The organism is Pseudonocardia sp. NPDC049635 (assembly GCF_040659795.1).
Taxonomy (GTDB): domain Bacteria; phylum Actinomycetota; class Actinomycetes; order Mycobacteriales; family Pseudonocardiaceae; genus Pseudonocardia.
This window is the reverse complement of the sequence record NZ_JBFAON010000013.1, coordinates 56,792-82,101: the sequence shown is the minus strand read 5'-3', so window position 1 is coordinate 82,101 and position 25,310 is coordinate 56,792. Positions and strand designations below refer to the sequence as shown.

Here is a 25,310-nt window from a genome sequence, read left to right as displayed (position 1 = left end):
CGCTGCGCTCGATCGACGGCCACCTCACGCGTACCGGCACCCAGGTGATGGCCTGGTACCGGCTCGCCGCGCAGGCGTGGAGCTTCCGCAGCGACGGCCAGCGCGAGGTGCTGATCAGGCAGATCGCCGCGCAGCTGGGTGAGCTGCAGGGCCGCTGGCTGCACCTGCGGGTGACCACCCGGCCCTATCCGGTGCACATGTGGGCCGAGTCGTTCGACCAGAACGCGCTGGGCCGGATGCCCGACGTCCCTGGTGCGCTCGGCTGGGACGGCTTCCTGGAGGGCGAGCAGCGCCATCTGATGGGGCTCTCGATGGCCGACAAGGAGGTCTTCCTCGGCATCGAGGTGTCCGGTCGTGGTCTGCTCGACCGCTGGGTGGAGCGCGCCGCGCCCGTCCTGGACCGGATCGCGCCGTCCGCCGTGCGCGCCGAGCTGGCCGCGCTGGAGTCCGAGGTGAACCACCTCGACGTCCTGGTCGCCGGGTCCGGGTTGGACGCCGTCCCGGCCAGCGCCGAGGACATGGCATGGCTGATGCACCGGTCGGTCGCGCTCGGGTTGCCCGCCCCGCGCGGACTGTCGTCGGTCCCGCGCGGGGTCACCACCTGGGAGGCCGAGGACCTGGCGGCCTTCACCGAGGGGGTCGACCTGCACCAGGAGCCGTACGCGCCGACCGTGCAGGTGGTCGGGCGGATGCGCTCGCAGACGGTCTCCCGCAACGTCGCGGTGCTCTCGCTCGGCCTGATGGAGGGCCTGCGCATCCCGGAGATCGACGACCCGTGGATGCAGCACTCGGACCGGTTGCCCTTCCCGGTGGAGTGGTCGGCCCGGATGTACATCCGGCGCCCGGAGGACGTCACCGGTGAGCTGCAACGCCAGATGGGCAAGGTGCGCAGCCAGATCCGGCACTACACGCACGACCACGACCTCGACCCGCCGATGTCACTGGCCCGCCAGGCCGACCGGGTGCTCGAGGTCGAGGACGAGCTGACCACCGGGCTCACCCAGCTCAACACGCGGCTCTACGGCTGGTGGCGGATCGCCGTCTCCGGCCGTGACGAGGCGGAGGCGACCACCCGCGCCCAGCAGGTCGTCGACCTGTACCGGCCCAAGGTGCAGATCGAGCACCCGGAGGCGCAGTACCGCTACGCCCGCGAGTTCATCCCCGGTGAGCCGCTGGCGTCGACGGCGTACCGGCGGCGCGGGTCGGTCACCTGGGCCGCGGCGGGGGTGCCCGCGGCCACCGCGAGCGTCGGCGACCGGCGCGGCATCATGCTCGGCGAGACCTGCACCGCGACCCGTCGTCCGGTGGCCTGGGACCCGTGGCTCGCGCAGGAGGTCCGGCGGGCGTCCGGCCTGACCGCGATCGTCGGTGGGCTCGGGTCCGGCAAGTCGTTCCTCACCGGCCTGGTCGTCTACAAGACGCTGCGTGCCGGTGCCCGCTGGACGGTGCTCGACCCGTCCGGCCCGCTGGCCGAACTGACCCGGCTGCCCGAGCTCGCACCGTTCTCCCGGCACATCAACCTGCTGCGCGCCGACCCGGGCATCCTCAACCCGTACCGGGTCGTCGCCGAGCCCCGCCCGGACCACTTCGCCGACGACGAGGACCCGGAGCGGGCCTGGAAGCGGGAACGGTCGCTGGCCGCCGCCACCCGCCGCCGTCTGGTGCTCGACGTGCTGTCGGGCCTGCTGCCCTACGAGGTGTCCCGCCAGCCGCACACCCGGATCGTGCTGCTGCGCGCGGTCCGCGAGGTCGGCGGCGCCCCGGACCGCCATCCCGGAATGGTGATCGACACCCTGCGCCGGCACGCCGCCGACGGTGAGGAGCATGCGGGCGTCGTCGCCGACTTCCTCGACGAGCGCCGCGAGCTGCCGCAGGCGGCGTTGCTCTTCCCGGACGAGACCCGCGCCGACCCCTGGCACGCCGACCGCGACTACCGGCTCACCGTGCTGACCATGCAGGGGCTGTCGCTGCCCCGGCCCGGCAGCCCGCGCGAGGAGTGGACCGACAACGAGTCGCTGGGCGTCGAGCTGCTGAACCTGGCGTCCTGGCTGACCCAGCGCACGATCTACGACGCCGACCGGAACCTCCGCAAGGGCGTAGCGCTGGACGAGACGCACTTCCTGTCCCAGGTCCCGACCGGCAAGGTGCTCATCGACCGGTTGGCCCGGGACTCCCGCAAGTTCAACGTCCGCGCGCTGTTCGCCTCCCAGCTGGCCGGTGACCTGCTGCGGGTGTCCGGGTTCGCCTCGCTGGTCAACGCGGTGTTCGTCGGCCGGACCGACGACGAGGAGGCGCAGTCCGAGGCGCTGCGGCTGCTGCGGGTGCCCACCGACGTCGGCTACGAGGAGATGCTCGGGACGCTGTCCCCGCGCCCCCGGCACGACGACCGCCCCGACGACACCCCCCGCCAGTTCGTGTTCGCCGACGGGCACGGCGGCGTCGAGAAGATCCGGATCGACCTGGAGGCACCGCACCTGGAACACGTCCGGGACGCGCTCGACACGAACCCGGACGCCACCCGCGTCCAGCCGCGCACCCCCGGACCCGAGCTGACCGCACCGGACGAGCCGACCCCGCTGCCGCCCGCGCCGCGGCAGGCGCCGCAGCCGTCCGCCGTCGTCCCGGACCTGGACGGTGACGACCTCGACCTGCGCGATGTCGATCTGCGGGATGCCGACCTGCGGACCGCGGACACCCGGATCGGCCCGGTCGGTGACGCCGACCCGGTGCTCGGCCACGGGGTTCGGGCAGGCGCGGTGCAGGTGGTCTCGGCGGAGGTGCTCGATCCGGCAGCGAGGTTCGACTCCGCGGAGCTGTTCGATGACGAGCAGCTCGACCTGCTCGACGAGATGGACGACGACTGGGTGGTCGACGAGCCCCGTAACGGCCATGCACCCCGACCCGGCCCCGACGGTGACGGGCGGTGACGGGCGGGTTCGATCCCAGCGGAGGCGCCGGTCTCTGGGTGGTGCTGGGTGTGCTACTGGCTGCCGTACTGGTCGCGGTGCACCGGGCCCGGCCGCGCCGGACCTCCGCGCCGGCGCGGCCCCGCAGGCGGGCGGCGTCCGTCGTCACCGCAGTCGTGGTCACAGCACTGGTCGGCGGCACGCTGCTGGTGGGCACGCCGGCGATGGCCCAGGCCCTGGACTGCAAGACCCCGCCCGAACCGGACCGCCCCGGCACCGGCCTGGTCGGATCGCTGGACCGGCCGAGCGCCCTGCACGGTGAAGCCGGCTCGGTCTACGAGGAGGTCGGCTACGCCGGCCTGGTGTGGCACAACTACGACCTCGGCTGTGCCGCGTCGGGGGTGCTGAACCCGTCGGTCACGACCGACACCTGGCTCGGCAACCAGGTGTTCAACCTGGCCAAGCTCACCGTCGGCGGCGTCAACTGGGCGCACTACCTGATCGCCGACGGCGGCGCGCTCTTCGAGCCGATCGACAACGTCATCACCACCGCGACCAGGGCGATGTACGAGACGGTGTTCACCACCTGGGTCGGTCTGGCGCTGCTCGGCTTCGCGATCATCGTGCTGTTGCTGGCGATGCGCGGTGAGCTGGCGAAACAGGCCCAGCGCACCGGGATCGCGGTGCTCGCCCTGATGATCGGGTCGGCCGCCTACCTGGCGCCGGTGGACTGGTCGCGGGCTGCCGACGACCTGCTGCTCGACGGCGTCACCCAGATGCAGGAGGGCTTCCTCGGTCAGATCGGGCTCGGCACCCGGGACACGCTGCCGACCGTGCTGGTCGACCAGGTCGCCTACCAGAACTGGCTGCGCGGGACCTTCGGCGCTCCGGACGTCCCGCAGGCGCAGGAGCTGGGCCGCGATCTCCTGCGGGCGCAGGCGTTCACCATCGACGAGATCGACCAGGGCCTGGACACCACCGAGACGGCCGAGCAGAAGAAGGCCGACTACGCCGCGATCGCCGACCGCATGGGGGACCGGTACAGCTACTTCACCGGGGCGTCCGGCAGCCGGATCGGCGCCGGGACGCTCGCGCTGATCCAGGCCGCGTGCATCGCGTTGTTCCAGCTGCTCGCCAAGGTGCTGGTGCTCGTCGCGCTGCTCATCATCCGGTTGCTGGTCGTGTGCGCCCCCGCGGTCGCGGTCGTCGCGCTGCTGAAGCCGGACGTCATACCGGCGATCCTGCGGATCACCGGGGCGGCGGTGGTGAACACGCTCGTCGTGGGTGCGCTCGCGGGGCTGCACGCGTTGCTGGTGGTGTCGCTGTTCGCGCCGGGGTCCGGCGTCGACCTGTGGCTCGCGTTGCTGGTCACCGGTGTCGTGACGCTCGTGCTGTGGGCGGTCGCGCGGCCGTTCCGGCGGCTGGTGTCGATGGTGTCGCTGACCCGGGAGCAGTTCGGCGGGATCGTGCCCGGCGTCGCGGACGGGCCGATGTCGAAGGTGTGGAACCGGATGCGCGGCCCGCTGCCCGGTGAGGAACGACAGAGCCGCTGGTGGTCCGAGCGCGGGCCCGGTGGCGGCTCCGGGGACCCGGACGCGGTGCGACCGGAGGCGGACACGGTCGGTGGGCCGGGGGCCCGGTCCTGGCGACGCCGGACCTCCGGGGAGAGCCCGCAGAACGCCCGGCTCGCCGAGCCACGTCGGTCCGGGCTCCCGGTCGGGGCGTCCGGTCGGCCCGACACGGGCTCGGGTGCCTTCGGCCGCACCGATCCCGGCGAGATCGACGACCGCTCCATCTACCGGCGCACCGATCCCCTGCCGCGACGCCCCGGTGACCCGACACCGGTGACACCGGAGCTGGTCGACGGGGTGCCCGTCTACAAGATCTACCGGCCGCGGACCACGCGGACCGCCGACGACGCGTGGGGTGACCGTGCCCGTTAGGTCCGCCCGCGGCCGCGCGGCCGCCTACCGCTCGGTGTGGCAGTGGCCCCTGCGCTCCCCGCTGCGGCTGGCCGTCACCGTCCTCGTGCTCGGGATCCTCGTCTTCGGGCTGGTGTCCCTCGGCGGCCGGTTCGGCGGCGGCTCCGATGGCGGACCGATCACCGGTGGTGACGGCCGGCAGGGCTGGGACGACGGCAGCTCGGGCGTGTCCGCGACCCCGACGCCGACCATGCTCCCGCCGGTCGCCGAGCTCACCCCCGAGGCGCTGCCGCCGGAGCAGGCGTCGCCGCAGGCGTTGGAGGTCGCTCGGGTGTGGGCGTCGGCGTGGGTCAACCACCCCGAGGGCACGACGGCCGAGCAGTGGCTGGCCGGCCTGCGGCCGTACACCACCGACGAGTTCCTGGGCGTGCTCGCCGGTGTCGATCCGGCGAACATCCCGGCGTCCCGGGTCACGGGGGCGGCGACGCCGGTGCGGGCCGCGCCGCGCAGTGTCGAGGTCGAGGTGCCGACCGACACGCTGCGCCTGACGATCCTGGTCGTGGACACCGACGCGGGCTGGAAGGTGTCCCGCTACGACCGGGTGTGAGCACCCCGCTCACCAGGGCGCTGCGCCCGCTGCGGCTGCTGCTGCCGTTCGTCGCCATCGCGCTGGCCCTGGTGCTGTTCCTGACCGTCGGGTTCCTGGCGTTCAGCCCGAACATCACCGGCCGCCAGTCCGCGGGCGCCGAGTGGTGCGACACCGGGATCTCCACCGCCACCGTCGGCCGCGGGGGTGGTGGCGCGACCATCGAGACGCTGACCGACGAGCAGCGGGCGAACGCCACCGCGATCATCGCGGTCGCCAAGGAGATGGACCTGCCGCCCCGGGCGTGGCTGGTCGCGCTGGCCACCGCGATGCAGGAGTCCACCCTGCGCAACATCAACTACGGGGACCGCGACTCGCTCGGGCTCTTCCAGCAGCGTCCCTCGATGGGCTGGGGGAGCCCGGCTCAGGTCACCGATCCCGCGTACAGCAGCCGGATCTTCTACGAGCGGTTGATGGAGGTACCGGGCTGGGAGCGGATGCCGGTGACGGTGGCCGCCCAGACCGTGCAGCGTTCGGCGTTCCCGGACGCCTACGCCAAGTGGGAGGGGCTGGCGGCCTCGATCGTCGCCGAGATCGGGGACGTCGCCAACCCGGCAGGCTGTGCGCCCGGTACGACCGGTGCGTTACCGCCCGGCGTGGCCGGCGCGGCGATCGGCTTCGCCCTCGGGGAGGTCGGTAAACCCTACGTGTGGGGCGCGACCGGGCCGGACGCCTACGACTGCTCGGGGTTGCTGATGCGCGCCTACGAGGCGGCCGGGATGACGATCCCGCGGGTCTCGCGCGACCAGTACCGCTCCGGTGGGCATCTCCCGGTCCGGGAGATGCAGCCGGGTGACTTCCTGTTCTACGCCCACGACCCCTCGGACCCGTCGACGATCTACCACGTCACGATGTACATCGGCGACGACAAGATGGTGGAGGCCCCGAACCGGGACCACCCGGTCCGGGTCCAGCCGGTCCCGTGGGACTTCGAGGACCTCGTCCCGCTCGCGACCCGGCCCGGGACGACGCCGAACCCGGCCTGAGCGCTCCTACCCCAGCAGTGTTGCCAGCTCCGAGACCAGGGTCGCGGCGTCGACCGGTCCGGCGTGCACCGTCGCACCGTCCGCGGGTGGCCCACCGATCACTTCGGAGGTGGGCCGGCGCTGGTAGTAGCAGCCCTGTGCCGTGGCATGGACCAGCAGCACCGCCGTGGCCCGCCCCCCGCCGGGTCCGGTCCGGCCGGCGCCGAGCTGGGCCAGACCCCGGATGTCGCCCATCCGCGTCACCAGGTCGGCCTCGGCGCCCGAGCAGCCGCGGCGCAGCAGCTCGGGGACCCAGCGGGTGCGGTCGCCGGCGGCCGCGGTGGCCGCTTCGGCGAGCACGCGTGCCGGGATCCGGACGGTCGGGCCGGGGCCCGGGGAGAGCGGTCCCAGCAGTTCCACCAGTGCGGTCGCGGCGTACGCGGGTGGGACGCGGAGCAGGGCGACGTCGTCGCCGATCCGGTCGGCGAGCACGGCCCGCCCGGACCGGTACCCGACCAGTGCCTGCTGTGCGGTGGGCGGGGAGACGAGGAGATCGTGCTGGTGCGCGGGCGTGACGACGGCGCGCAGGTCCTCGACCAGGTCGGGCCGGAACCCACCGGTGTCGAGCAGTCCGCGCGCGGCCAGCGAGCGGGTCGCGTCGCGGACCACCCCGGCCCGTTCGACGTCGGTCGGGCCCGGGCTGAGCAGCCCGAGCACGGCCGGTCCGCGACCGAGGTCCAGCAGGTCGCGGGCGACGTCGAATTCGGCGGCGCTCAGCACGGTCGCCCGTCGCCAGTCGAGCACCTGGCCTGGTGTGCCGGGTGGCGGTGTCCGGCGGGTCACCGGTGGTCCTCGTCGGGGCCGAGGACGGGGTCGGTCGCCGTCACATCGATGTCGAAGACCTCGTCGGTGGGCAGGACGTAGCGGTTGCGGTGCTCCTGTCCGGCGCCGGCTGCGGCGCCGGCTCCGGTCATCGGGCCGTAGGCGCCGGGGAGGCTGCTACCGCGGGGATCGGTCTGTCGTGGCGGGGACACGGGTTCGACCGCGCCGGTGCGTCCGCCGGGCGGGCCCCACCCACTGCCCCGCCCCGGGGGCAGGTGCTGTTCGGACCCGCCCCGGGGCAGCCGTACCGCGCCGGGAACCAGCTGCTGCTGCCGTGCGCGGTCGGCGAAGTCGCGGGCCAGCTGCTCGCGGTGGCGGAGGGGGCCGGGGCCGGTGTGCGTGCTCGGCGGGAACGGGTGGTTCGTTCGGTCACCGGTCCATGGCCGGTCCGGTGCCTGTTGTGCGCCGGGTCCGGTGTGAGGGCCGGGTGGGCGTTCCGGTGGACCGGGGGTGACCTCGGCCTGGGTGACCGTGTCCGGCCGGTGCGTGGTGGGCGGCCCGGCGCGTTCCGGGCCCACCGGGCCGGGGTGCGTCGATCCGCCGGCGGTCCCCGGATCCGGCCCGCCCGGGCGCGGGCCGGGTGGGCCGGTCGTGTCCGGGGCCGGCCCGGGTGGGCCGGTGATCGGCGGCGGCACGGTGGGGGCTCCCGGGCCGGCCGTCTGCGGCGGACCGCCGCCGGTGCCGGGCAGGACGGCGCCGGCGCCGGGGTTGTGCGGGTCGGTGCCGGGCGGGCCCGCGGGCGGGGGTGGCGTGGCAGCGGTGAATCGGTCGTCGGTCGCGGTCGTCTCGGCGGCGTAGCGGTCGAGCGCCCGGTTGGCGATCTCGTCGTTGGCCAGGTTGCGCTCGGCGATCGTGACGTGGTCGGCCCCGTTCCCCCACAGCGAGTGCCACGCCTCGGAGGTGTTGTCGAGCGCACGCTGGTACCAGCTGTGGTCCGCCGGGTCCACGTAGGTGATCTGCCGGCGCATGGTCTCGAACGAGTGCCCGTGGTCGATGAGACGCTCGGCGCCGTTACCCGTCACGGCGGCCGTGTCCGCCATGCCCGACGTGGTCGCGGTGAGCGAGTTCCGGGCGGCGTCGGAGGCCGTTCCCTGCCACGCGACCTCGAGATCGGTGATCCTCCGGCCAGCCTCGCTGACCGACTCCCCGAGGGAATCGGTGAGGGACCGCAGGCCGTCGGATGCCGGCAGGGTTGCTGCGATACCTGGCTTTCCGTCCACCCAGCCGAACTTGGTGGCCATGTCGAACGCCGCGAAGTTGTAGCAGCGAAAGATGGTCACGCTCCTCACCGGCTACCGGGCGGAGCGGGGTTCGGACGAGCGGTTGCGGACGGTGAGGAGGCGAAGGAGCCGCCGAGCTGGTCCTCGGTGAACCCGTAGTGCCGGGCTGCTTCGGCGAGCCTGTCCGCTGCATCCTGGAGTTCCGCGACGTGGGCCCAGTGGGCGGCCTGGATCTCTTTGATCTTCACGGCGAAGCGCTCTGCTGCTCGTAGCGAGATCGGGTCGTCACCGCATGGTCCGAGGCTCAGCTGTCGCTCGGCCCTGGTGAGTGCACGCTTCATGGAATCGATCTGGGCAACCAGGACATCTCGTATCTGCAGGACGTTGGTGGTGTCGACCTGGAGGAGGAGCCCGTCGGAGACAACGCCGCGGGGTATGTGCGCAGGGGAGGTCATGGCGAGACGGTACGAACCGATGCGGGCGGGGCAGGGCTGTTTGCCGACCACCGTCGCGATCGCGAACCGTCATGTCGTGTGGCCGGCCATCACCGCACCGGCGATGGCCTCGGCATGGCGGCATGCGTCGCGGAAGGCCTCCGGATCTCCACCCGTGCTCGGCCTGCCGTTGTTGACCTGGACCCGCACGGACCGATGAGGACCGGCATCGATCGTGATCTGACAGAACGCCGGCAGGCCGGGGCCGTTGTTGGTGCCCGGTGCGCCCTCGACCGCACCGAAGCCTGCCACGAGGAGCAGGCGTGAACCGGACTCCTTCGCGGCGACGTCGGCGCCCACCGAGATGAACTGGACACCGGCGTTGACGGTGGGCCCGGTCCACGTGCAGTCCCGGGCCACGGTCCCGTTGACCGTGGCCGTCCCCGGAGTCCCCCTCCCGAGGTCGCGAGCAGTGAGTTGCTGGTCGGTGAGGGATTCGCACGGATCGAGCGCGGCCAGGTCGATGTCGGACGGTCGTGGGGGGAAAGGGCTGTCGGGCTGCCCGGGGTCGGCCGAGCAACCGGCGAGAAGTGCACCGGCGAGGAACGCCAGCAAGAGGGTGGTCGTGCTGCACCGGACCGATCGGGCCACGTCGTCCTCCGTTGCGCCATGGAAGATCCACAGGCTAGCCGCCGGTCCGCCGGCCCACGTGCGAACGCGGAAAAAAAGTTGAGTCATCCCGGAACAACTCTGCGGACGTGTCCGTTGACCCCCATGACGGCAAGTTGAGCAGCCTTCGCTCAAGGGCGATGCGCACCGGGCTTCCCGGCCTGGTACAACTTGAGCCGGACGCACTCATACTCGTACTACACGGAGGCAGTCACCATGGCTCGTACGGTCGGTATCGACCTCGGGACCACCAACTCCGTCGTCGCCGTCCTCGAAGGTGGCGAGCCGACGGTGATCGCGAACTCGGAGGGTGCCCGCACCACTCCGTCGGTCGTCGCGTTCGCTCGCAACGGCGAGGTTCTCGTCGGTCAGTCCGCGAAGAACCAGGCCGTCACGAACTCCGACCGCACCTTCCGCTCGGTCAAGCGCCACATCGGCACCGACTGGAAGACCCCGGACATCGACGGCAAGACCTACGCGGCGCAGGAGATCAGTGCCCGTGTCCTGCAGAAGCTGAAGCGGGACGCCGAGGCCTACCTGGGCGACGAGGTGACCGACGCGGTCATCACCGTCCCCGCGTACTTCGAGGACGCGCAGCGGCAGGCGACCAAGGAGGCCGGCCAGATCGCCGGCCTGAACGTGCTCCGGATCGTGAACGAGCCGACCGCGGCCGCGCTGGCCTACGGGCTGGACAAGGGCGAGAAGGAGCAGACCATCCTGGTCTTCGACCTGGGTGGCGGCACGTTCGACGTGTCCCTGCTGGAGATCGCCGAGGGCGTCGTCGAGGTCAAGGCGACCAACGGTGACAACCACCTCGGTGGCGACGACTGGGACGAGCGGATCGTCACCTGGCTCGTCGACAAGTTCAAGGCTTCCCACGGCATCGACCTGACCAAGGACAAGATGGCGATGCAGCGGCTGCGTGAGGCCGCGGAGAAGGCGAAGATCGAGCTGTCCAGCTCGTCCTCGACCAGCATCAACCTGCCCTACATCACGGTCGACTCCGAGAAGAACCCGCTGTTCCTCGACGAGACGCTGTCCCGCGCGGAGTTCCAGCGGATCACCCAGGACCTGCTCGACCGCACCCGTCAGCCGTTCAACCAGGTCATCAAGGACGCCGGCATCTCGGTCAGCGCGATCGACCACGTCGTGCTCGTCGGTGGCTCCACCCGGATGCCCGCCGTCACCGAGCTCGTCAAGGAGCTGACCGGCGGCAAGGAGCCGAACAAGGGCGTCAACCCGGACGAGGTCGTCGCCTGCGGTGCCGCCCTGCAGGCCGGTGTGCTGCGCGGTGAGGTCAAGGACGTCCTGCTCCTCGACGTCACGCCGCTGTCGCTCGGCATCGAGACCAAGGGCGGCGTCATGACCAAGCTGATCGAGAAGAACACCACGATCCCCACCAAGCGCTCGGAGATCTTCTCCACCGCGGACGACAACCAGCCGTCGGTGCAGATCCAGGTCTACCAGGGTGAGCGGGAGATCGCCGCGTACAACAAGAAGCTCGGCATGTTCGAGCTGACCGGCATCGCGCCGGCCCCGCGCGGCGTCCCGCAGATCGAGGTCTCCTTCGACATCGACGCCAACGGCATCGTCAACGTGTCCGCCAAGGACATGGGCACCGGCAAGAGCCAGGAGATGACGATCACCGGTGGTTCGGCGCTGTCCAAGGAGGAGATCGACCGCATGGTGGCCGAGGCCGAGGCGCACGCCGAGGAGGACGCCAAGCGGCGCGAGGAGGCCGAGACGCGCAACCAGGCGGAGACCCTCGTCTACCAGACGGAGAAGTTCGTCAAGGAGAACGACGAGAAGCTCCCCGCCGACGTCAAGGACTCCGTGAACGCAGCGCTGGGTGAGGTCCAGGAGGCGCTCAAGGGCACCGACCACGAGGCGATCAAGACGTCCATGGAGAAGCTGGCGACCGAGTCCCAGAAGATGGGCTCGGCCCTGTACTCCCAGCCCGGTGCCGAGGGCGCCGCGGGTGCGTCGGGTGCCGGCGCCGCGGGTGCTGGTGCCGGCGCGGACCAGCAGGACGACGTGGTCGATGCCGAGATCGTGGACGACGACAAGGACAAGGGCGACAAGTGAGCGCCCACGGCCATCCAGGAGACGGGACGGTCGATATGTCGGACGACAAGCAGCGGGAGGAGCCGGTGACCTTCCGGGACCGCCGCAAGGTGGACCCGGAGACCGGCGAGGCACGGAGCAATGACGACACCGGGGCCGCCCACGCGGCGGCCCCGGGGCCCGACGGCACGGACCCGGTCGCGGGTCCGGCCGACGGGGTCGATCCCGAGGTGGAGAAGCTGACCGCGGAGCTCGCCGAACGCACGGCGGACCTGCAGCGGGTCTCCGCCGAGTACGCGAACTACCGGCGCAGGGCGGACCGGGACCGGGAGCAGACCCAGCTCTCGGCGAAGGTCTCGTTCGTCACCGACCTGCTCACCGTGCTCGACGACTTCGAGCGCGCGGAGCAGCACGGTGATCTGACCGGGCCGTTCAAGTCGACGGCGGACAAGGTCACCGGCGTGCTCACCAAACTCGGGCTGGAGGCGTTCGGGGCCGAGGGCGAACCGTTCGACCCGAAGCTGCACGAAGCCGTGCAGCACGAGCCGGCCGAGGGTTCCGGCCCGACGGTCACGGTGCTGTCGACGGTGCTGCGGCGTGGCTACCGGATCGCCGACCGGGTCCTGCGGCCGGCCATGGTGACCGTGCAGGAGCGGCCGGAGGCCGAGATCTCGCAGGCCTCCGGGGCACCGGAGGCACCAGCGGCCTCCGGGCCGGCCGGGGACCGGGAACCCACCACGGGTGATTCCGGGCAGCCCGGGTCGGACGACCCGGCCTGACCGGCAGGAACAGGGACGTTGCCGTGCGGTGCGGCGGGATGCGGGGACGCACCCGTCGCACCGCAGGCGTGAACGGAAAGGAGGCGGAGTGACCCAGCGCGACTGGATCGAGAAGGACTACTACCGCGAGCTGGGCGTCTCCTCGACGGCGTCCCAGGACGAGATCAAGAAGGCGTACCGCAAGCTCGCGCGCGAGCTGCACCCCGACGCGAACCCCGGCGACGGGAAGGCCGAGGCCCGCTTCAAGGCGGTGTCCGAGGCGTACGGCGTGCTCGGTGACGAGGGCAAGCGCAAGGAGTACGACGAGACCCGCGCCATGTTCGCCGGTGGCGGCGGGTTCGGCGGTTACGGCACCGGCGGCGGCTTCCCCGGAGGCGGCCGTCCCGGCGCGGGAGGACCCGGCGGCTTCGACATCAACGACCTGTTCGGGCAGGGCGCGGGTGGTTCAGGTGGGGCCGGCGACTTCAGCGACATCCTCGGCGACATCTTCGGCCGCGCTGCGCGCAACAACCGCGGGGGCGGCGGCGGGTTCGGCCCGACCGGTGCCCGACGCGGCCAGGATGTCGAGAGCAGCCTGACGATCTCGTTCGAGGACGCGGTCCGCGGCGCCACCGTGCCGATCACGTTGTCCTCCCCCGGCCGCTGCGAGCGGTGCGGTGGCACCGGGGCCCGGCCCGGCAGCACGCCGCGCACCTGCCCCACGTGCAACGGTGCCGGGCTGGTCAGCCGCAGCCAGGGCGCGTTCTCGTTCTCCGAGCCGTGCCGCGACTGCCGAGGCACCGGACGGTTGATCGACGACCCGTGTCCCGAGTGCCACGGCGACGGCGTCTCGACGCGGACCCGGTCGCTGAGCGTCCGGGTGCCCGCCGGCGTGGACAACGGGCAGAAGGTCAGGCTCGCCGGGCAGGGCGAGCCCGGCCGGGGCGGCGCACCCGCCGGTGACCTGTACGTCACCATCGGCGTGACCCCGCACCGGTTGTTCGGCCGCTCGAAGAAGAACCCCGACGACCTTACGATCACCGTCCCGGTGACCTTCCCCGAGCTCGCGCTGGGTGCCACGCTGACGGTGCCCACCCTCGACGGCACCGTCTCGCTGAAGATCCCGGCCGGGACCTCCAGCGGACGCACCTTCCGGGTACCCGGTCGCGGGGTGGAGCGCAAGAACGGCAAGAAGGGCAACCTGCTGGTCACCGTCGAGGTCGCGGTGCCGCAGAAGCTGGACGAGGCGGCGACCGCGGCGCTGCAGGCGTACGCGGAGGCGACGAAGTCCTTCGACCCGCGGGCCGACCTGTTCGGTAACGCCAGGAGGTGAGTGCGGTGGCCGCAGCCGGACGGGCCCCGGAGGAGTCCCGGCGGTCGACGGACGAGGACCAGGAGCCGGCGGGCGTCGCCCAGGACAGCCCGGTCTTCGTCATCTCGGTCGCTGCGCAGCTGTCCGGGCTGCACGCCCAGACGCTGCGCAGCTACGACCGGCTCGGTCTGGTCAGCCCGGGCCGGGCGGCCGGTGGCGGGCGCCGGTACTCCCAGCGTGACATCGCGCTGCTGCGCGAGGTGCAACGGCTCTCCCAGGACGAAGGGGTCAACCTCGCGGGCGTGAAGCGGATCATCGAGCTGGAACAGCTGGTCGACGAACTGCGGACCCGGCTGGAAGAGACGACCGCCGAGCTGGACGCCGTCCGGGCGGCGGCCGCCCACGCCACCGCCGCGGTGCACCGTTCCTACCGGCGTGACCTGGTTCCCGTGGACCGGCGGCAGGCCGTGGTCCGCTGGCGGCCGACCCGGCCGGACTGACCGGCCGCCGGTCCGCGCCGGTGGCTCAGACCGCGGTCAGCGCGCCCCGGCGTGCCAGCGTGCCGAGCACCACGGCGCCGAGCAGCGGAACCGCGGCCAGCACCAGGAACGGCAGCGCGGGCGGGAACGCCGGGTCCAGCAGCGCACCGACGGTGGTCGACCCGACGAGGACCATCACGCCGCCGAACGAGGCGAGCACCCCGAAGTGCGCCCCCAGCCGTCGTTCCCCGGCGAGCCGGGGTACCAGGTCCTGGGCGACCGGCACCGCGAACATCTCGCCGAAGGTCAGCAGGAGCACCATCGTGATGGCCGGTGCGAGTGCCCATGCGCCCGGCGGGTCCGGGAGCAGCCGGGCGATCGCGACCACCACGAACGACGCCGCCATCAGGCAGAAGCCGAGGACCACCGAGCGTCCGGCACCGAACCGGCGCGACCAGCTCGTCACCCGCAGCTGCAGCGTGATGACCAGTACCGACATCATCACGAAGAGGAAGCCCAGCGCGGCGGTCCGGTCGACGCGCTCCAGCTCGGCCGGCAGCGCGAGGTAGAGCTGGTTGTAGGCGAGCAGCCAGCCCGAGTACCCGGCGGCGAAGGCCATGAAGCGGCGGTTGCCGAGCACCTCGCCCCAGCCCGCCAGGATCGGGGAACCGGCCCGCTCGGCGGCCCGCCACGGCAGCCGGCGCCAGTGTGCGAGCCCGACGAGGACGAAGCCGAACGCAGCGACCAGGCAGGCGGTGCGGAAGTCGACCAGCAGCAGGGCGGTCCCGACCAGCGGGCCGGTGACGGTCCCGACCTGGCCCGCGACGGCGAACATCCCGAACACCTCGGTCCGCGGCGGGCCCTCCCCGGACCGCTCGCGTTCACCCGCCTCGCGCGCCAGCGACGACTCGACGGCCGGGGAGAACAGCGCCGCGGCGAACCCGGTCAGCAGGGCTCCGCCGATCACCAGGGGGAGGGTCCCGGCGGCTCCGAGCAGGATGAAACCGATCACACGCAGGGCGCATCCGGCGAGCACGACGGGTTTGGCCCCGAACCGGTCGGTGAGCGCCCCGCCGACCACGAACAGGCCCTGCTGGCTGAACGTGCGCAACCCCAGCACCAGCCCGACCGCCGCGGCGGCGAGCCCCAGGTCCTCCGCCAGGTGCGTGGCCAGATAGGGCATGACCATGTAGAAGCCGACGTTGAACGCCAGCTGCGTGGCGATCAGCAGCGTCATCACGGGCGGGAGTGCAGCGAACCGGGCCCAGCGACCCGCGCGCGGTGCGGCGGGCGGCCGAGGGTCCGATTCGGGGTCCGCCGGGCGGCGGAGCAGGCTGCGGAGCACGGACAAGTGGTATCAGGTCCGCTCTTGCAACTGCGACCCGATGGCAGTAGGCAGATATGCGCATGCCAGCACGAGCTTGACCACCTGAGCAGACTTTCCGAGGATCTTCCGGGCGCCGGGTGACCCCTGATCCGAGGCGCCGGAGAGGACCCGCCGCATGCCCGCCGTTGCACGCCGCCGTCCCCCGCTCCGTGTCCGTTCCCCGCTCCGGATCGCCGCGACGCTCGCCGCGGCTGCGGCGGTGCTCGCCGCCTGCGGTGGCCCGGGCGGCATGGCGGGTGAGATCGTTCCTGACGCCCGGATCACGCTCGCGATGGCGTTCGGCCCGTCGGCCGGTTATGCGATCGACACCGACGACGCGTTCGTCCTGTCCCAGCTGGGCGTGACCGAATCGCTGGTCGCGTCCGGTTCGGACGGTGAGGCACGACCCGCGCTGGCGACCGGGTGGGAACAGCAGCAGGACGACCCCCGCTCCTGGCGCTTCGAGCTGCGCAGCGGCGTCACCTTCCAGAACGGCGAGCCGCTCACCGGTGAGGCCGCCGCCACCGCGCTCAACTGGCTCGCGGGCGTCGAGGCGCCACCGCGGGCGCTGCGCGGCATCGGCCTGGCGGCAACCGCCGACGGTCCCGGCGCCGTCCGGATCACCACCACCGCGCCGGACCCGATCCTGCCGCTGCGTCTGAGCAGCGCGAACGCCGCGATCCTCGCGCCGTCGGCGTTCGGTGCGACGCCGCCGTCGGTGCAGGGCACCGGGACCGGCCCCATGACGATCACCCGGATCGACGGCACCCAGACGGTCACCCTGGAGCGCAACGACAGCTACTGGGGCGAGCGACCGCAGCTCGCCGGGGTCACCGCCGAGTTCGTGCCCGATCCGTCGGCGCGGGCGCTCGCCCTGCGCGCCGGGGACGTCGACATCGCCCAGGAGCTGCCCGAGTCCGCAGCCCTCGAGTTCACCGGTGACGAGTACACCAACGAGACGGTCGCCGCCCCGCGGACCGCGTCGCTGCTGCTCAACCAGTCACGGGCACCGTTCGACGACATCCGGGTCCGCCAGGGGGTCACGGCGGCCGTCGACCGGACCGCGCTCGGCGAGCAGGCGCTCGCCGGTTCCGCGGTGCCCGCCTCGGAGCTGTTCGGCCCCGCCGTGGCCTGGGGATCACAGGACCCGGTACCGCCCGCCGACCCGGCCCTCGCCCGCCGGCTGCTCACCGAGGCGGGATTCGGCCCGGACAACCCGCTGCGGGTCGAGCTGGGCACCTACGGCACCCGGGCCGAGCTGCCGATCCTGGCGACCGCCGTCCAGGAGATGCTCCGGGCGGCGGGGATCGAGGCGACCATCCGGGTGGGCGACCACGACGCCCGCGAGCCCGCGCTGCTCGACGGCGACTACGACATGTACCTGCTCTCCCGCAGCTACCTGCTCGACGTCCCGGACGCCGGCGCCACCCTGATCTCGGACTACAGCTGCGACGGCTCGTACAACATCAACCGGTACTGCTCGCCGCAGTTCGACGCGCTGATCGCCCCGCTCGCGACCGAGACCGATCCACGGGCCCGGCAGGAGATCTTCGCCAGGGCCGCGGAGCAGCTCAACGCGGACGCGGTCGGCGTGCCGCTGGTGCACACCCGCGCCGGTGGCGTCGGGCACCGGGTCACCGGCTACGCCGTCGACCCGCTGGCGAAGACCCTGGTGGTGCCGGGGTTGGCCAAGACCGGATGACCCGGGCGTGACCGCTCTGCTCGTGCGGCGGTTGCTGGCGCTGCCGCTCGTGTTCGCCGCGGCGGCGGTGCTGGTCTTCCTGCTGCCCCGGTTCTCCGGGCAGGACACCGCGCTGGCCGTCCTGCGCAGCCGCACCGCGGAGGCCGATCCGGACCCGGTCGTGCTGGCGGCGCTGCGTGAGCGGTACGGACTGGACGGGAGCCTGCTCGACCAGTTCCTCGCCTGGTCCGGCGCGCTGCTCACCGGCGACCTGGGCATCTCCTACACGAGCCGGACCCCGGTGTCGACTCTGTTGTGGCCCGCGCTCGGGACCTCGCTCGTCCTGACGGCCGCGGCGATCGTCGTCGCCGGGCTGGTCGGTGTCCCGGCCGGGGTCCGCGCCGCCCGGCGCCCGGGCGGCCGGTTCGACCGGCTGCTCGCCACCGGGTCGGTGCTCGGTGTCGCGGTACCCGAGTTCGTGCTGGGGACGGTGCTGGTGCTGACGTTCGCCGTGACCCTCCCGCTGCTCCCGGCCACCGGCTGGGGTACGCCCGCGCAGGCGGTGCTGCCGGTGCTCACGCTGGCCGCGTTCCCGGCTGCGCTGGCCGCCCAGCTCGTGCGCGCCGAGACCGTCGACGCGCTGGCCCGCCCGCACGTCGCCGTCGCCCGGTCGAAGGGGTTGCCCGGCCCGACCGTGCTCTGGCGGCACGGCGGCCGGCTCGCCCTCACCTCGGTGGCCTCGATGTCCGGTCTGTTCCTGGGCGGGCTGCTCGGCGGCTCGGTCGTCGTGGAGGTGCTGTTCGCGGTCCCCGGTCTCGGGCGGTTGCTCTACGACGCCGTCCTGGGCCAGGACCTGCCGGTCGTCCAGGCAGGACTGCTCACCGTCGTGATGGTGGCGGCACTCGCCGGGATCCTCGCCGAGCTGCTGGCGCTGTCGCTCGACCCGGTGGCGCGGAGCGCGATCCGGTGAGCGCCGAGGCGATGGCGGGGCACGGGTACGCGACGGCGGGCCGGGGTGAACGGCTGCGGCGACCGCTGCGGTTCGGCGCGGTGGCGCTGCTCGGCGTACTGGTGTTGCTGGCACTGTTGCCGCTGGACCCGACCGGTAACGACCTGGGTGCCCGCTTCGCGGGCCCCTCGCTCGAGCATCCGCTCGGAACCGACCAGCTCGGCCGTGACCTGCTGGCCCGGCTCGCGGTCGGCGCCCGGATCTCGGTCGGCTTCACCCTCCTGGCGCTCGCCCTGTGCGCGCTGACCGGCACCCTGCTCGGCGTCCTCGCCGGCTGGGCGGGCCGGGTCGTCGGACAGGTGTTCCAGCGCACGATCGACGTCCTGGTGGCCGTACCCGCGGTCCTCGTCGGGCTGGTGGTGGTCGCGGCATCGGGCGGTGCACCGGGCCTGTGGTCGCTGCTGATCGCGATCCTCGTCGCCGGGTGGACGCCGTTCGCCCGGCTCACCTACCAGCTCGTCGTGCGTGAGCGGAACCGCGAGTACGTCGAGGGTGCGGTGGCGATCGGGGCCCGGCCGGCCCGGATCGCGTTCCGGCACGTGCTGCCCAACCTGACCCGGCCGCTGGTGTCGCACCTGTGTCTGCGGTTCGCGAACATCCTGCTGACCGTCGCCGGTCTGTCCTTCCTGGGGCTCGGCCCGCAACCGCCCACCCCGGAGTGGGGCGCGATGCTCGCCGAGGGCAGGCAGTTCCTGTTCAACGCGCCGCAGCTGGTGCTGTTGCCCGCCGCCGCGGTGGTGGGCACGGCGCTGCTCGTCACCGCGCTCGGCCGGGCGCTGGAGCGGCGGTGGACCGGTCCGTCCGGCCAGTACTGACAGTGGCTCGTTCCTGCCAGACTGGTGCGACAGCATCTGTGGGGCACGAACGGAGGCCATCGTGGCGGAGACCGGTACCGACGGGAGGCGCCGGGGCGAGCTCCGGCCCGAGCTGAAGGACCTGGTGGACGGCACCGGCGTCGTGCCCCGCGCGGTGCCGCTCGCCGACGCCCGCGCCGTGCTGGAGGCGGACGGCGCGGTCCGTGTCCCGGACGCCGGGCCGGATCCGGAGACCCTGGTCGTCGCGGCGGCCACGGTCCTCGGCGGGCGGTTGCGCGAACTCTTCGGGATCCGGCCGCAGGGTGGCACCGACTCACCGGTGCTGGGCCTGCACAACGACGGCGCCCACCTCGAGGCCGACGTGCACGGCCGCACCGTGCGCCTGCGCGACCCGGACGAGGACTACCTGCTCATGCACTGTTCGGCACCGGCGCCGCTCGGCGGTGACTCGGTGCTCGTCGACGGGTACGCCCTGGTCGACCGGCTGGCGGCCGAGCACCCGGGTCTGCACCGGTTCCTGACCGGCCACGACGTCGACTTCTTCGGCAGCCGGGTGAATCCGCCGCGGGGCGTACCGCCGGTGCCGCTGCTGCGCCGGATGGTCGAGTACACCCGCGGTGGCCGGCGCGCCGTACGGGCCAGCGACTACGCGCTGCCGGTGCCCCGCGAACCGGAGTGGGACGCGCACCTAGCCCGGATCGAGGAGTACTCCGACCTGCTCGCGACCGCGTTCGACGCGGCGCCCCGGTTCCGGCTGGACGCCGGTGACCTGCTGATCCTGGACAACTACCGGTACCTGCACGGGCGGGACGCCTTCACCGGCTCCCGCACCCTGCACGTGCTGTCGGTCCGGACCACCGAGGCGTTCTGATCGCGTGTGCGGGCGGCACCGCGCCCGCACACGCTCAGTCCATCGTGAACGGGTCGTAGGTGATCCGGTCCAGCGGCGTACCGGCGACCAGCATCCGGGAGACGGTGGAGCGGATCATCGCCGGCGAGCCGCAGACCAGGACGTCGTGGTCGCTCCAGGCCCCGAACCGGGTCACGACGTCGGCGAGGGTCCCGGTCTCGGCGCCCGACGGTTCGTCCTCGTGCTCGACGACCGGGATGACGTCCAGCCACGGGAAGCTGTAGGACAGCTTGCGCAGGGCCGTGAAGTCGTAGAGGTCCTCCCAGGTCCGCCCGCCGACGAACACCTGCGTGCGGGGCGGGCGCGGACGCTGCCGCACCTCGTCGAGCAGCGCCTTCATCGGGGCGACGCCGGTGCCGCCGGCGATCATCAGCAGCTCGCGACCGCTGTTGTGCGGCACGGCCATCCGGCCCATCGGCGGGCCGATCCGCCAGGTCTCGCCGACCCGGCTGTGCGCCACGATCGCCCGGCTGACCCAGCCGTTCTCCACCGCGCGCACGTGGAACTCGATCACCCCGTCCGGGCGGGGCGAGTTCGCGGGCGACAGGTAGCGCCACAGCCGTGGACGGTGCGGGGTCTCCACCGACAGGTACTGACCCGCCTGGTAGGGCACCGGCTGGTCGGTCGCGACGGTGACGACGGCCAGGTCCCAGCCGATCCTGCGGTGGTCGACGACCCGGCCCAGCCAGGACGCCGGGCCGCGCTCGGCTGCGGCGGCCTGCTGCATCGCGTCGGCGACGATCCCGTAGGCACCGGTCCAGGCCCGCTCGACGTCCGGGGTCCAGTTGTCACCGGCGAAGGTGGCGATCGCGGAGAGCAGCGCGTGGCCGACCGCGTCGTAGTGCTGGGAGAGCACACCGAACTTGCGGTGGTCCCGCCCGAGCTGCTGCAGGAAGGGCACCAGGTCGTCGGGCTGGTCGACCATCTGGACGACGTGCACGAGTGCCCGCAGCAACCGGCTCCGCTGCACCTCCATGTTCACCGGGAACAGGTCGCGGGTCTCCGGTGCGCGGCCGAACAGGGTCGCGTAGAAGTGCTTGCCCAGCTCCTCGGCCTGCGGCTCGACGAGGGCGAAGCTGTTCCGGATGAGTTCGACCGTGCGGTCCGCCTCCGAAGCGGGGCGCCGCCGCGGGGCGACGTCGCCGGCGATCAGCTGGTCAGCAGTCATGCCTGGCGGACACTCTCCTCGGTCGTGCTCCGTGCCGCGGTGACACCGGACATCGATGGCCGCGTACCGGCGGTTAGGGTACGCGAGCGCTTCCGTCCGGCGGAACGGCGCACCGCAGGTAGCTCACTGTGCGGCAGCGGGCAAGTACACACGGTTGCGAATCATCCGTTCGGGGACGGCGGTCACTCGTCATGGCGTGGGTGGCGCCGCGGCCAGGATAGCGCCCGCGTGCCGGAATGCGGACGTGGCGTAGTTCCCGGGTGTCCCGGTGGACGTTTGTTCCCGGGCGTGCCGGATGGCACGGTTGTACCCGTGCCGCTGCGAACCCCCGCCCCGGTGCTCCCCGGTCGTGAGCGCCCCACGACCGTCGACGAGCGCCCCACGACCGACGTGCGCGCCGTCGAGCACGCTGATCATCGGCCGGGCTCGGACGGGGAGCACACCCTGCAGGACGAGCTGGGCAGCGTCGGGAGGGCCGACCGCTTCTACGGCGACCAGCTCCGGGACCGGTTGCTCCCGCGGATGGTGGAGTTCATCGGGCGGATGGAGATGGCGTTCGTCGCGACGGCCGACGCGCACGGCGAGTGCGACAGCTCGCTGCGTGCCGGGCCGCCCGGTTTCATCCGCGTGCTCGACGAGTACACCCTCGCCTACCCCGAGTACCGGGGTAACGGTGTGTACGCGAGCCTCGGCAACCTCGTCGAGAACCCGCACATCGGCCTGCTCATGGTCGACTTCACCGACTCGTTGATCGGCCTGCACGTGAACGGGCGGGCCCGGGTGATGGACGACGACGCCTTCGTCACCGCCTTTCCCGGGCAGGCCCGCGACCGGAACGTGGGCCGGCGCGCCGAACGCTGGGTGGTCGTGGAGGTGGAGGAGGCCTACATCCACTGTCGCAAGCACATCCCTCGGATGGAGCGGGTGACCCAGCGGCGGGAGTGGGGTACCGACGATCCGGCCCGCAAAGGCGGTGACTTCTTCGGGGCGAAGGGGACGCCGCAGCGGGTGCCCCGCCCGCCCCGACGCCGTTTCCCCAGCACCACGCACCTCGGCGGGGGATCCGCCCGCGCGCTGCGCGGGCGTCCGTCCGCTCGCTGAGCGTCGGATCCGCCGGCCGACCGGGTCGCACGCGCCTCCGCCCGTCCGGCCCCGGCCCCTACCTGCCCGGCCGGCCTTGCGCTGCCCGCCCGGGTGCAGCCCGCCGCGCGCCCCTCCTCTCCCGGCCGGTCCGGCTTCGTCCCGGACCGGTGCCGTGGCGCGTCCGGGGCGGTCCGCCCGGCCCGCCGGACGTGCTCCGAGAACCGCCCGAGAAAACCTCGCCCTGAGCGGAACAGACTCAACTTTCCTGCCGTTGAAGATGTCGAGAGACGCACCCCCCGCCAGACTGTGCGACAGGCGGCCCGGGGTGCCGCTCCCCGCAATCACAGACCCAAGCGAAGGACCGGGAGGACCGCGGAGCATGGACTCCTTCAACCCCACCACCCGTACCCAGCAGGCCATCTCCGCAGCCGTCCAGGCCGCGACGCTGGCCGGTAACCCCGACGTCGGCCCCACCCACCTGCTCGGCGCACTGCTCGCCCAGGGCGACGGCATCGCTGCCCCGCTGCTGGCGGCGGTCGGCGCCGACGCCGACGCCGTCCGCGCCGAGCTGACCGGGCTCGGGAACCGGCTGCCCTCGGCGTCCGGGGCCGCGGTGAGCGCACCGCAGCTCTCCCGGGACGCGCTCGCCGCGATCACCGCGGCGCAGCAGCTCGCCACCGAGATGGGCGACGAGTACGTCTCCACCGAGCACCTGCTCGTCGGGCTCGCCCGGTCCGGCGGGCCGGTGGCGCAGCTGCTGCAGCGCCACGGCGCCACACCGGAGGCCCTGCGTGAGGCGTTCGGAAAGGTCCGCGGCTCGGCCAGGGTGACCAGCCCGGACCCGGAGAGCAGCTACCAGGCCCTGGAGAAGTACGGCCAGGACCTCACCGCGCGCGCCCGCGACGGCGACCTCGACCCGGTGATCGGCCGGGACACCGAGATCCGCCGCGTCGTGCAGGTGCTGTCCCGGCGCACCAAGAACAACCCCGTGCTGATCGGTGAGCCGGGCGTCGGCAAGACCGCGATCGTGGAGGGCCTCGCCCAGCGGATCGTGGCCGGCGACGTCCCCGAGTCGCTGCGCAACAAGCGGGTCATCGCGCTCGACCTGGGATCGATGGTCGCCGGCGCGAAGTACCGCGGTGAGTTCGAGGAGCGGCTCAAGGCCGTCCTCAAGGAGATCACCGACTCGGCCGGTGAGGTGATCACCTTCATCGACGAGCTGCACACGATCGTCGGCGCGGGCGCTTCCGGCGAGGGAGCGATGGACGCCGGGAACATGATCAAGCCGATGCTCGCCCGCGGCGAGCTGCGGATGGTCGGGGCCACCACGCTCGACGAGTACCGCCAGCACATCGAGAAGGACCCGGCGCTGGAGCGCCGGTTCCAGCAGGTGCTGGTCGGTGAGCCGAGCGTGGAGGACACGGTCGGGATCCTGCGCGGTCTGAAGGAGCGCTACGAGGTGCACCACGGCGTCCGGATCACCGACGCCGCGCTGGTCGCCGCGGCCACCCTGTCGGACCGCTACATCACCGCCCGGTTCCTGCCGGACAAGGCGATCGACCTGGTCGACGAGGCCGCGTCCCGGCTCCGGATGGAGATCGACTCGCGCCCGGTGGAGATCGACACCGTGGAGCGGGCCGTCCGCCGGCTGGAGATCGAGGAGATGGCGCTGGAGAAGGAGTCCGACGCCGCCTCCGCCGACCGGCTGGTCGCGCTGCGCGCCGAGCTGGCCGAGAAGCGCGAGGAGCTCGCCGCGCTGACCGCTCGCTGGCAGAACGAGAAGGGGGCCATCGAGGCGACCCGTGAGCTCAAGGAGCAGCTCGAGCAGCTGCGCGGCGAGTCCGAGCGGGCCGAACGCGACGGCGACCTGGGCCGGGCCGCGGAGCTGCGCTACGGGCGCATCCCGGCGCTGGAGAAGGAGCTGGCCGAGAAGACCGCCGTCGTCGAGCGGCAGGACGACGTCATGCTCAAGGAGGAGGTCGGTCCGGACGACGTCGCCGACGTCGTCAGCTCGTGGACCGGCGTGCCCGCCGGCCGGATGCTGGAGGGCGAGACGGCGAAGCTGCTCCGGATGGAGGACGAGCTGGGCCGGCGTGTGGTCGGTCAGGAGCAGGCCGTCCGGGTCGTCTCCGACGCGGTGCGCCGGGCCAGGGCGGGGGTCGCCGACGAGAACCGGCCGACCGGCTCGTTCCTGTTCCTCGGCCCCACCGGTGTCGGCAAGACCGAGCTGGCGAAGGCGCTCGCCGAGTTCCTGTTCGACGACGAGCGGGCGATGGTCCGCATCGACATGAGCGAGTACAGCGAGAAGCACAGCGTCGCCCGCCTGGTCGGCGCCCCGCCCGGCTACGTCGGCTACGACCAGGGCGGACAGCTCACCGAGGCGGTGCGGCGGCGCCCGTACTCGGTCGTGCTGTTCGACGAGGTGGAGAAGGCCCACCCGGACGTCTTCGACACCCTGCTGCAGGTGCTCGACGACGGCCGGCTCACCGACGGCCAGGGCCGCACGGTGGACTTCCGCAACACCATCCTGGTGCTGACCTCGAACCTGGGCAGCCAGGCCATCGCCGATCCCTCGCTCGACGAGAAGGCGCGCACCGACGCGGTGATGTCGGTGGTCCGGGCGCACTTCAAGCCGGAGTTCCTGAACCGGCTCGACGACGTCGTGGTCTTCCGGGCCCTCTCGACCGACGAGCTGACCCACATCGTCGACATCCAGGTCGGGGTGCTGGAGCGCAGGCTCGCGAAGCGCCGGCTGACGCTCGACGTCACCGACGCGGCCCGCGAGTGGTTGGCGCTCAACGGTTTCGACCCGGTCTACGGGGCGCGCCCACTGCGCAGGCTGGTGCAGTCCTCGATCGGCGACCAGCTCGCCCGCGAGCTGCTCGCCGGATCGATCCGGGAGGGCGACACCGTGCGGGTCGACCTGGACCCGGCGGGGTCCGGCGGGACCGGCGGGCTGGTCGTCGGGCGGGCTCCCACCGGGGCGGATCCGGTCGCGATCGCGAACTGATCCGCGGACTC

20 protein-coding genes are annotated in these 25,310 nt (G+C 72.7%); 14 read left to right on the top strand and 6 right to left on the bottom strand.

The annotated features are described in order from the left end of the window. The first annotated feature begins 47 nt into the window (after positions 1-47). From AB0J24_RS17185 to AB0J24_RS17170, 4 genes are read left to right on the top strand one after another with little or no spacing between them, the layout of a single operon-like run. Positions 48-2,927: an ATP-binding protein gene (locus AB0J24_RS17185; RefSeq protein ID WP_358682458.1), complete on the top strand. Its 2,880-nt coding sequence runs from the start codon at positions 48-50 to the stop codon at positions 2,925-2,927. Beyond that, positions 2,924-4,849, top strand: a complete 1,926-nt coding sequence (locus AB0J24_RS17180; protein WP_358682222.1) for a hypothetical protein — start codon at positions 2,924-2,926, stop codon at positions 4,847-4,849. The genes AB0J24_RS17185 and AB0J24_RS17180 overlap by 4 nt, the downstream gene beginning before the upstream one ends. Next, complete coding sequence (locus AB0J24_RS17175) at positions 4,833-5,435, top strand: hypothetical protein (protein WP_358682219.1); 603 nt, start codon at positions 4,833-4,835, stop codon at positions 5,433-5,435. Before AB0J24_RS17180 ends, AB0J24_RS17175 begins: the two co-directional genes overlap by 17 nt. Next, positions 5,432-6,460 carry a C40 family peptidase gene (locus AB0J24_RS17170; RefSeq protein WP_358682216.1) on the top strand — a complete coding sequence of 343 codons (1,029 nt, stop codon included), beginning with the start codon at positions 5,432-5,434 and terminating at the stop codon, positions 6,458-6,460. Before AB0J24_RS17175 ends, AB0J24_RS17170 begins: the two co-directional genes overlap by 4 nt. Before the next feature lie 6 nt (positions 6,461-6,466). Here AB0J24_RS17170 and AB0J24_RS17165 read toward each other — a convergent pair whose 3' ends face one another. The 4 genes from AB0J24_RS17165 to AB0J24_RS17150 form a co-directional block, all read right to left on the bottom strand. Then, positions 6,467-7,282, bottom strand: a complete 816-nt coding sequence (locus AB0J24_RS17165; RefSeq protein ID WP_358682214.1) for an ESX secretion-associated protein EspG — start codon at positions 7,280-7,282, stop codon at positions 6,467-6,469. Further along, the gene (locus tag AB0J24_RS17160; RefSeq protein ID WP_358682211.1) at positions 7,279-8,601 is read right to left on the bottom strand and encodes a hypothetical protein; all 1,323 of its coding nucleotides are present in this window, start codon (positions 8,599-8,601) and stop codon (positions 7,279-7,281) included. Before AB0J24_RS17160 ends, AB0J24_RS17165 begins: the two co-directional genes overlap by 4 nt. Positions 8,602-8,606: 5 nt before the next feature. Then, positions 8,607-8,996, bottom strand: coding sequence for a PE domain-containing protein (locus AB0J24_RS17155; RefSeq protein WP_358682208.1), 390 nt, complete (start codon positions 8,994-8,996; stop codon positions 8,607-8,609). 69 nt (positions 8,997-9,065) lie between these two features. Then, positions 9,066-9,713: a DUF3558 family protein gene (locus tag AB0J24_RS17150; protein ID WP_358682455.1), complete on the bottom strand. Its 648-nt coding sequence runs from the start codon at positions 9,711-9,713 to the stop codon at positions 9,066-9,068. A 147-nt stretch (positions 9,714-9,860) separates the two neighbouring features. On the opposite strand from AB0J24_RS17150, the gene dnaK reads away from it, so the two are divergent. From dnaK to AB0J24_RS17130, 4 genes are all read left to right on the top strand, one after another. Then, positions 9,861-11,729 carry a molecular chaperone DnaK gene (dnaK, locus tag AB0J24_RS17145; RefSeq protein WP_358682205.1) on the top strand — a complete coding sequence of 623 codons (1,869 nt, stop codon included), beginning with the start codon at positions 9,861-9,863 and terminating at the stop codon, positions 11,727-11,729. A gap of 35 nt (positions 11,730-11,764) precedes the next feature. Next, positions 11,765-12,487, top strand: coding sequence for a nucleotide exchange factor GrpE (gene grpE / locus AB0J24_RS17140; RefSeq protein ID WP_358682203.1), 723 nt, complete (start codon positions 11,765-11,767; stop codon positions 12,485-12,487). Between the two features lie 88 nt (positions 12,488-12,575). Further along, positions 12,576-13,799 (top strand): molecular chaperone DnaJ, encoded by a 1,224-nt coding sequence (gene dnaJ, locus AB0J24_RS17135; protein WP_358682200.1) that lies wholly within the window; start codon positions 12,576-12,578, stop codon positions 13,797-13,799. Between the two features lie 101 nt (positions 13,800-13,900). Continuing rightward, the gene (locus AB0J24_RS17130) at positions 13,901-14,278 is read left to right on the top strand and encodes a helix-turn-helix transcriptional regulator (protein WP_358682452.1); all 378 of its coding nucleotides are present in this window, start codon (positions 13,901-13,903) and stop codon (positions 14,276-14,278) included. 25 nt (positions 14,279-14,303) lie between these two features. Here AB0J24_RS17130 and AB0J24_RS17125 read toward each other — a convergent pair whose 3' ends face one another. Beyond that, positions 14,304-15,494, bottom strand: a complete 1,191-nt coding sequence (locus tag AB0J24_RS17125; RefSeq protein ID WP_358682449.1) for an MFS transporter — start codon at positions 15,492-15,494, stop codon at positions 14,304-14,306. A 265-nt stretch (positions 15,495-15,759) separates the two neighbouring features. Between AB0J24_RS17125 and AB0J24_RS17120 the strand changes: the two genes are divergently transcribed. The 4 genes from AB0J24_RS17120 to AB0J24_RS17105 all read left to right on the top strand — a co-directional run bounded on the left by AB0J24_RS17120 (position 15,760) and on the right by AB0J24_RS17105 (position 19,999). Then, a complete protein-coding gene (locus tag AB0J24_RS17120; RefSeq protein ID WP_358682197.1) occupies positions 15,760-17,325 on the top strand; it encodes an ABC transporter substrate-binding protein in 1,566 nt (521 codons plus the stop codon). Positions 17,326-17,332: 7 nt separating this feature from the next. Continuing rightward, entirely contained in the window at positions 17,333-18,274 is a 942-nt protein-coding gene (locus AB0J24_RS17115) for an ABC transporter permease (protein ID WP_358682194.1), read from the top strand. Next, positions 18,271-19,128 (top strand): ABC transporter permease, encoded by an 858-nt coding sequence (locus AB0J24_RS17110; RefSeq protein ID WP_358682191.1) that lies wholly within the window; start codon positions 18,271-18,273, stop codon positions 19,126-19,128. Before AB0J24_RS17115 ends, AB0J24_RS17110 begins: the two co-directional genes overlap by 4 nt. Positions 19,129-19,189: 61 nt before the next feature. Then, positions 19,190-19,999 carry a TauD/TfdA family dioxygenase gene (locus AB0J24_RS17105; RefSeq protein WP_358682189.1) on the top strand — a complete coding sequence of 270 codons (810 nt, stop codon included), beginning with the start codon at positions 19,190-19,192 and terminating at the stop codon, positions 19,997-19,999. A 34-nt stretch (positions 20,000-20,033) separates the two neighbouring features. Here AB0J24_RS17105 and AB0J24_RS17100 read toward each other — a convergent pair whose 3' ends face one another. Then, positions 20,034-21,206, bottom strand: a complete 1,173-nt coding sequence (locus AB0J24_RS17100; RefSeq protein ID WP_358682186.1) for a globin domain-containing protein — start codon at positions 21,204-21,206, stop codon at positions 20,034-20,036. A gap of 312 nt (positions 21,207-21,518) precedes the next feature. Here AB0J24_RS17100 and AB0J24_RS17095 point away from each other — a divergent pair, with 312 nt between their 5' ends. Both AB0J24_RS17095 and clpB read left to right on the top strand, forming a co-directional pair. Further along, entirely contained in the window at positions 21,519-22,307 is a 789-nt protein-coding gene (locus AB0J24_RS17095; RefSeq protein WP_358682183.1) for a pyridoxamine 5'-phosphate oxidase family protein, read from the top strand. A 361-nt stretch (positions 22,308-22,668) separates the two neighbouring features. Then, positions 22,669-25,299, top strand: coding sequence for an ATP-dependent chaperone ClpB (gene clpB / locus AB0J24_RS17090; protein WP_358682181.1), 2,631 nt, complete (start codon positions 22,669-22,671; stop codon positions 25,297-25,299). The last annotated feature ends 11 nt before the right edge of the window (positions 25,300-25,310 follow it).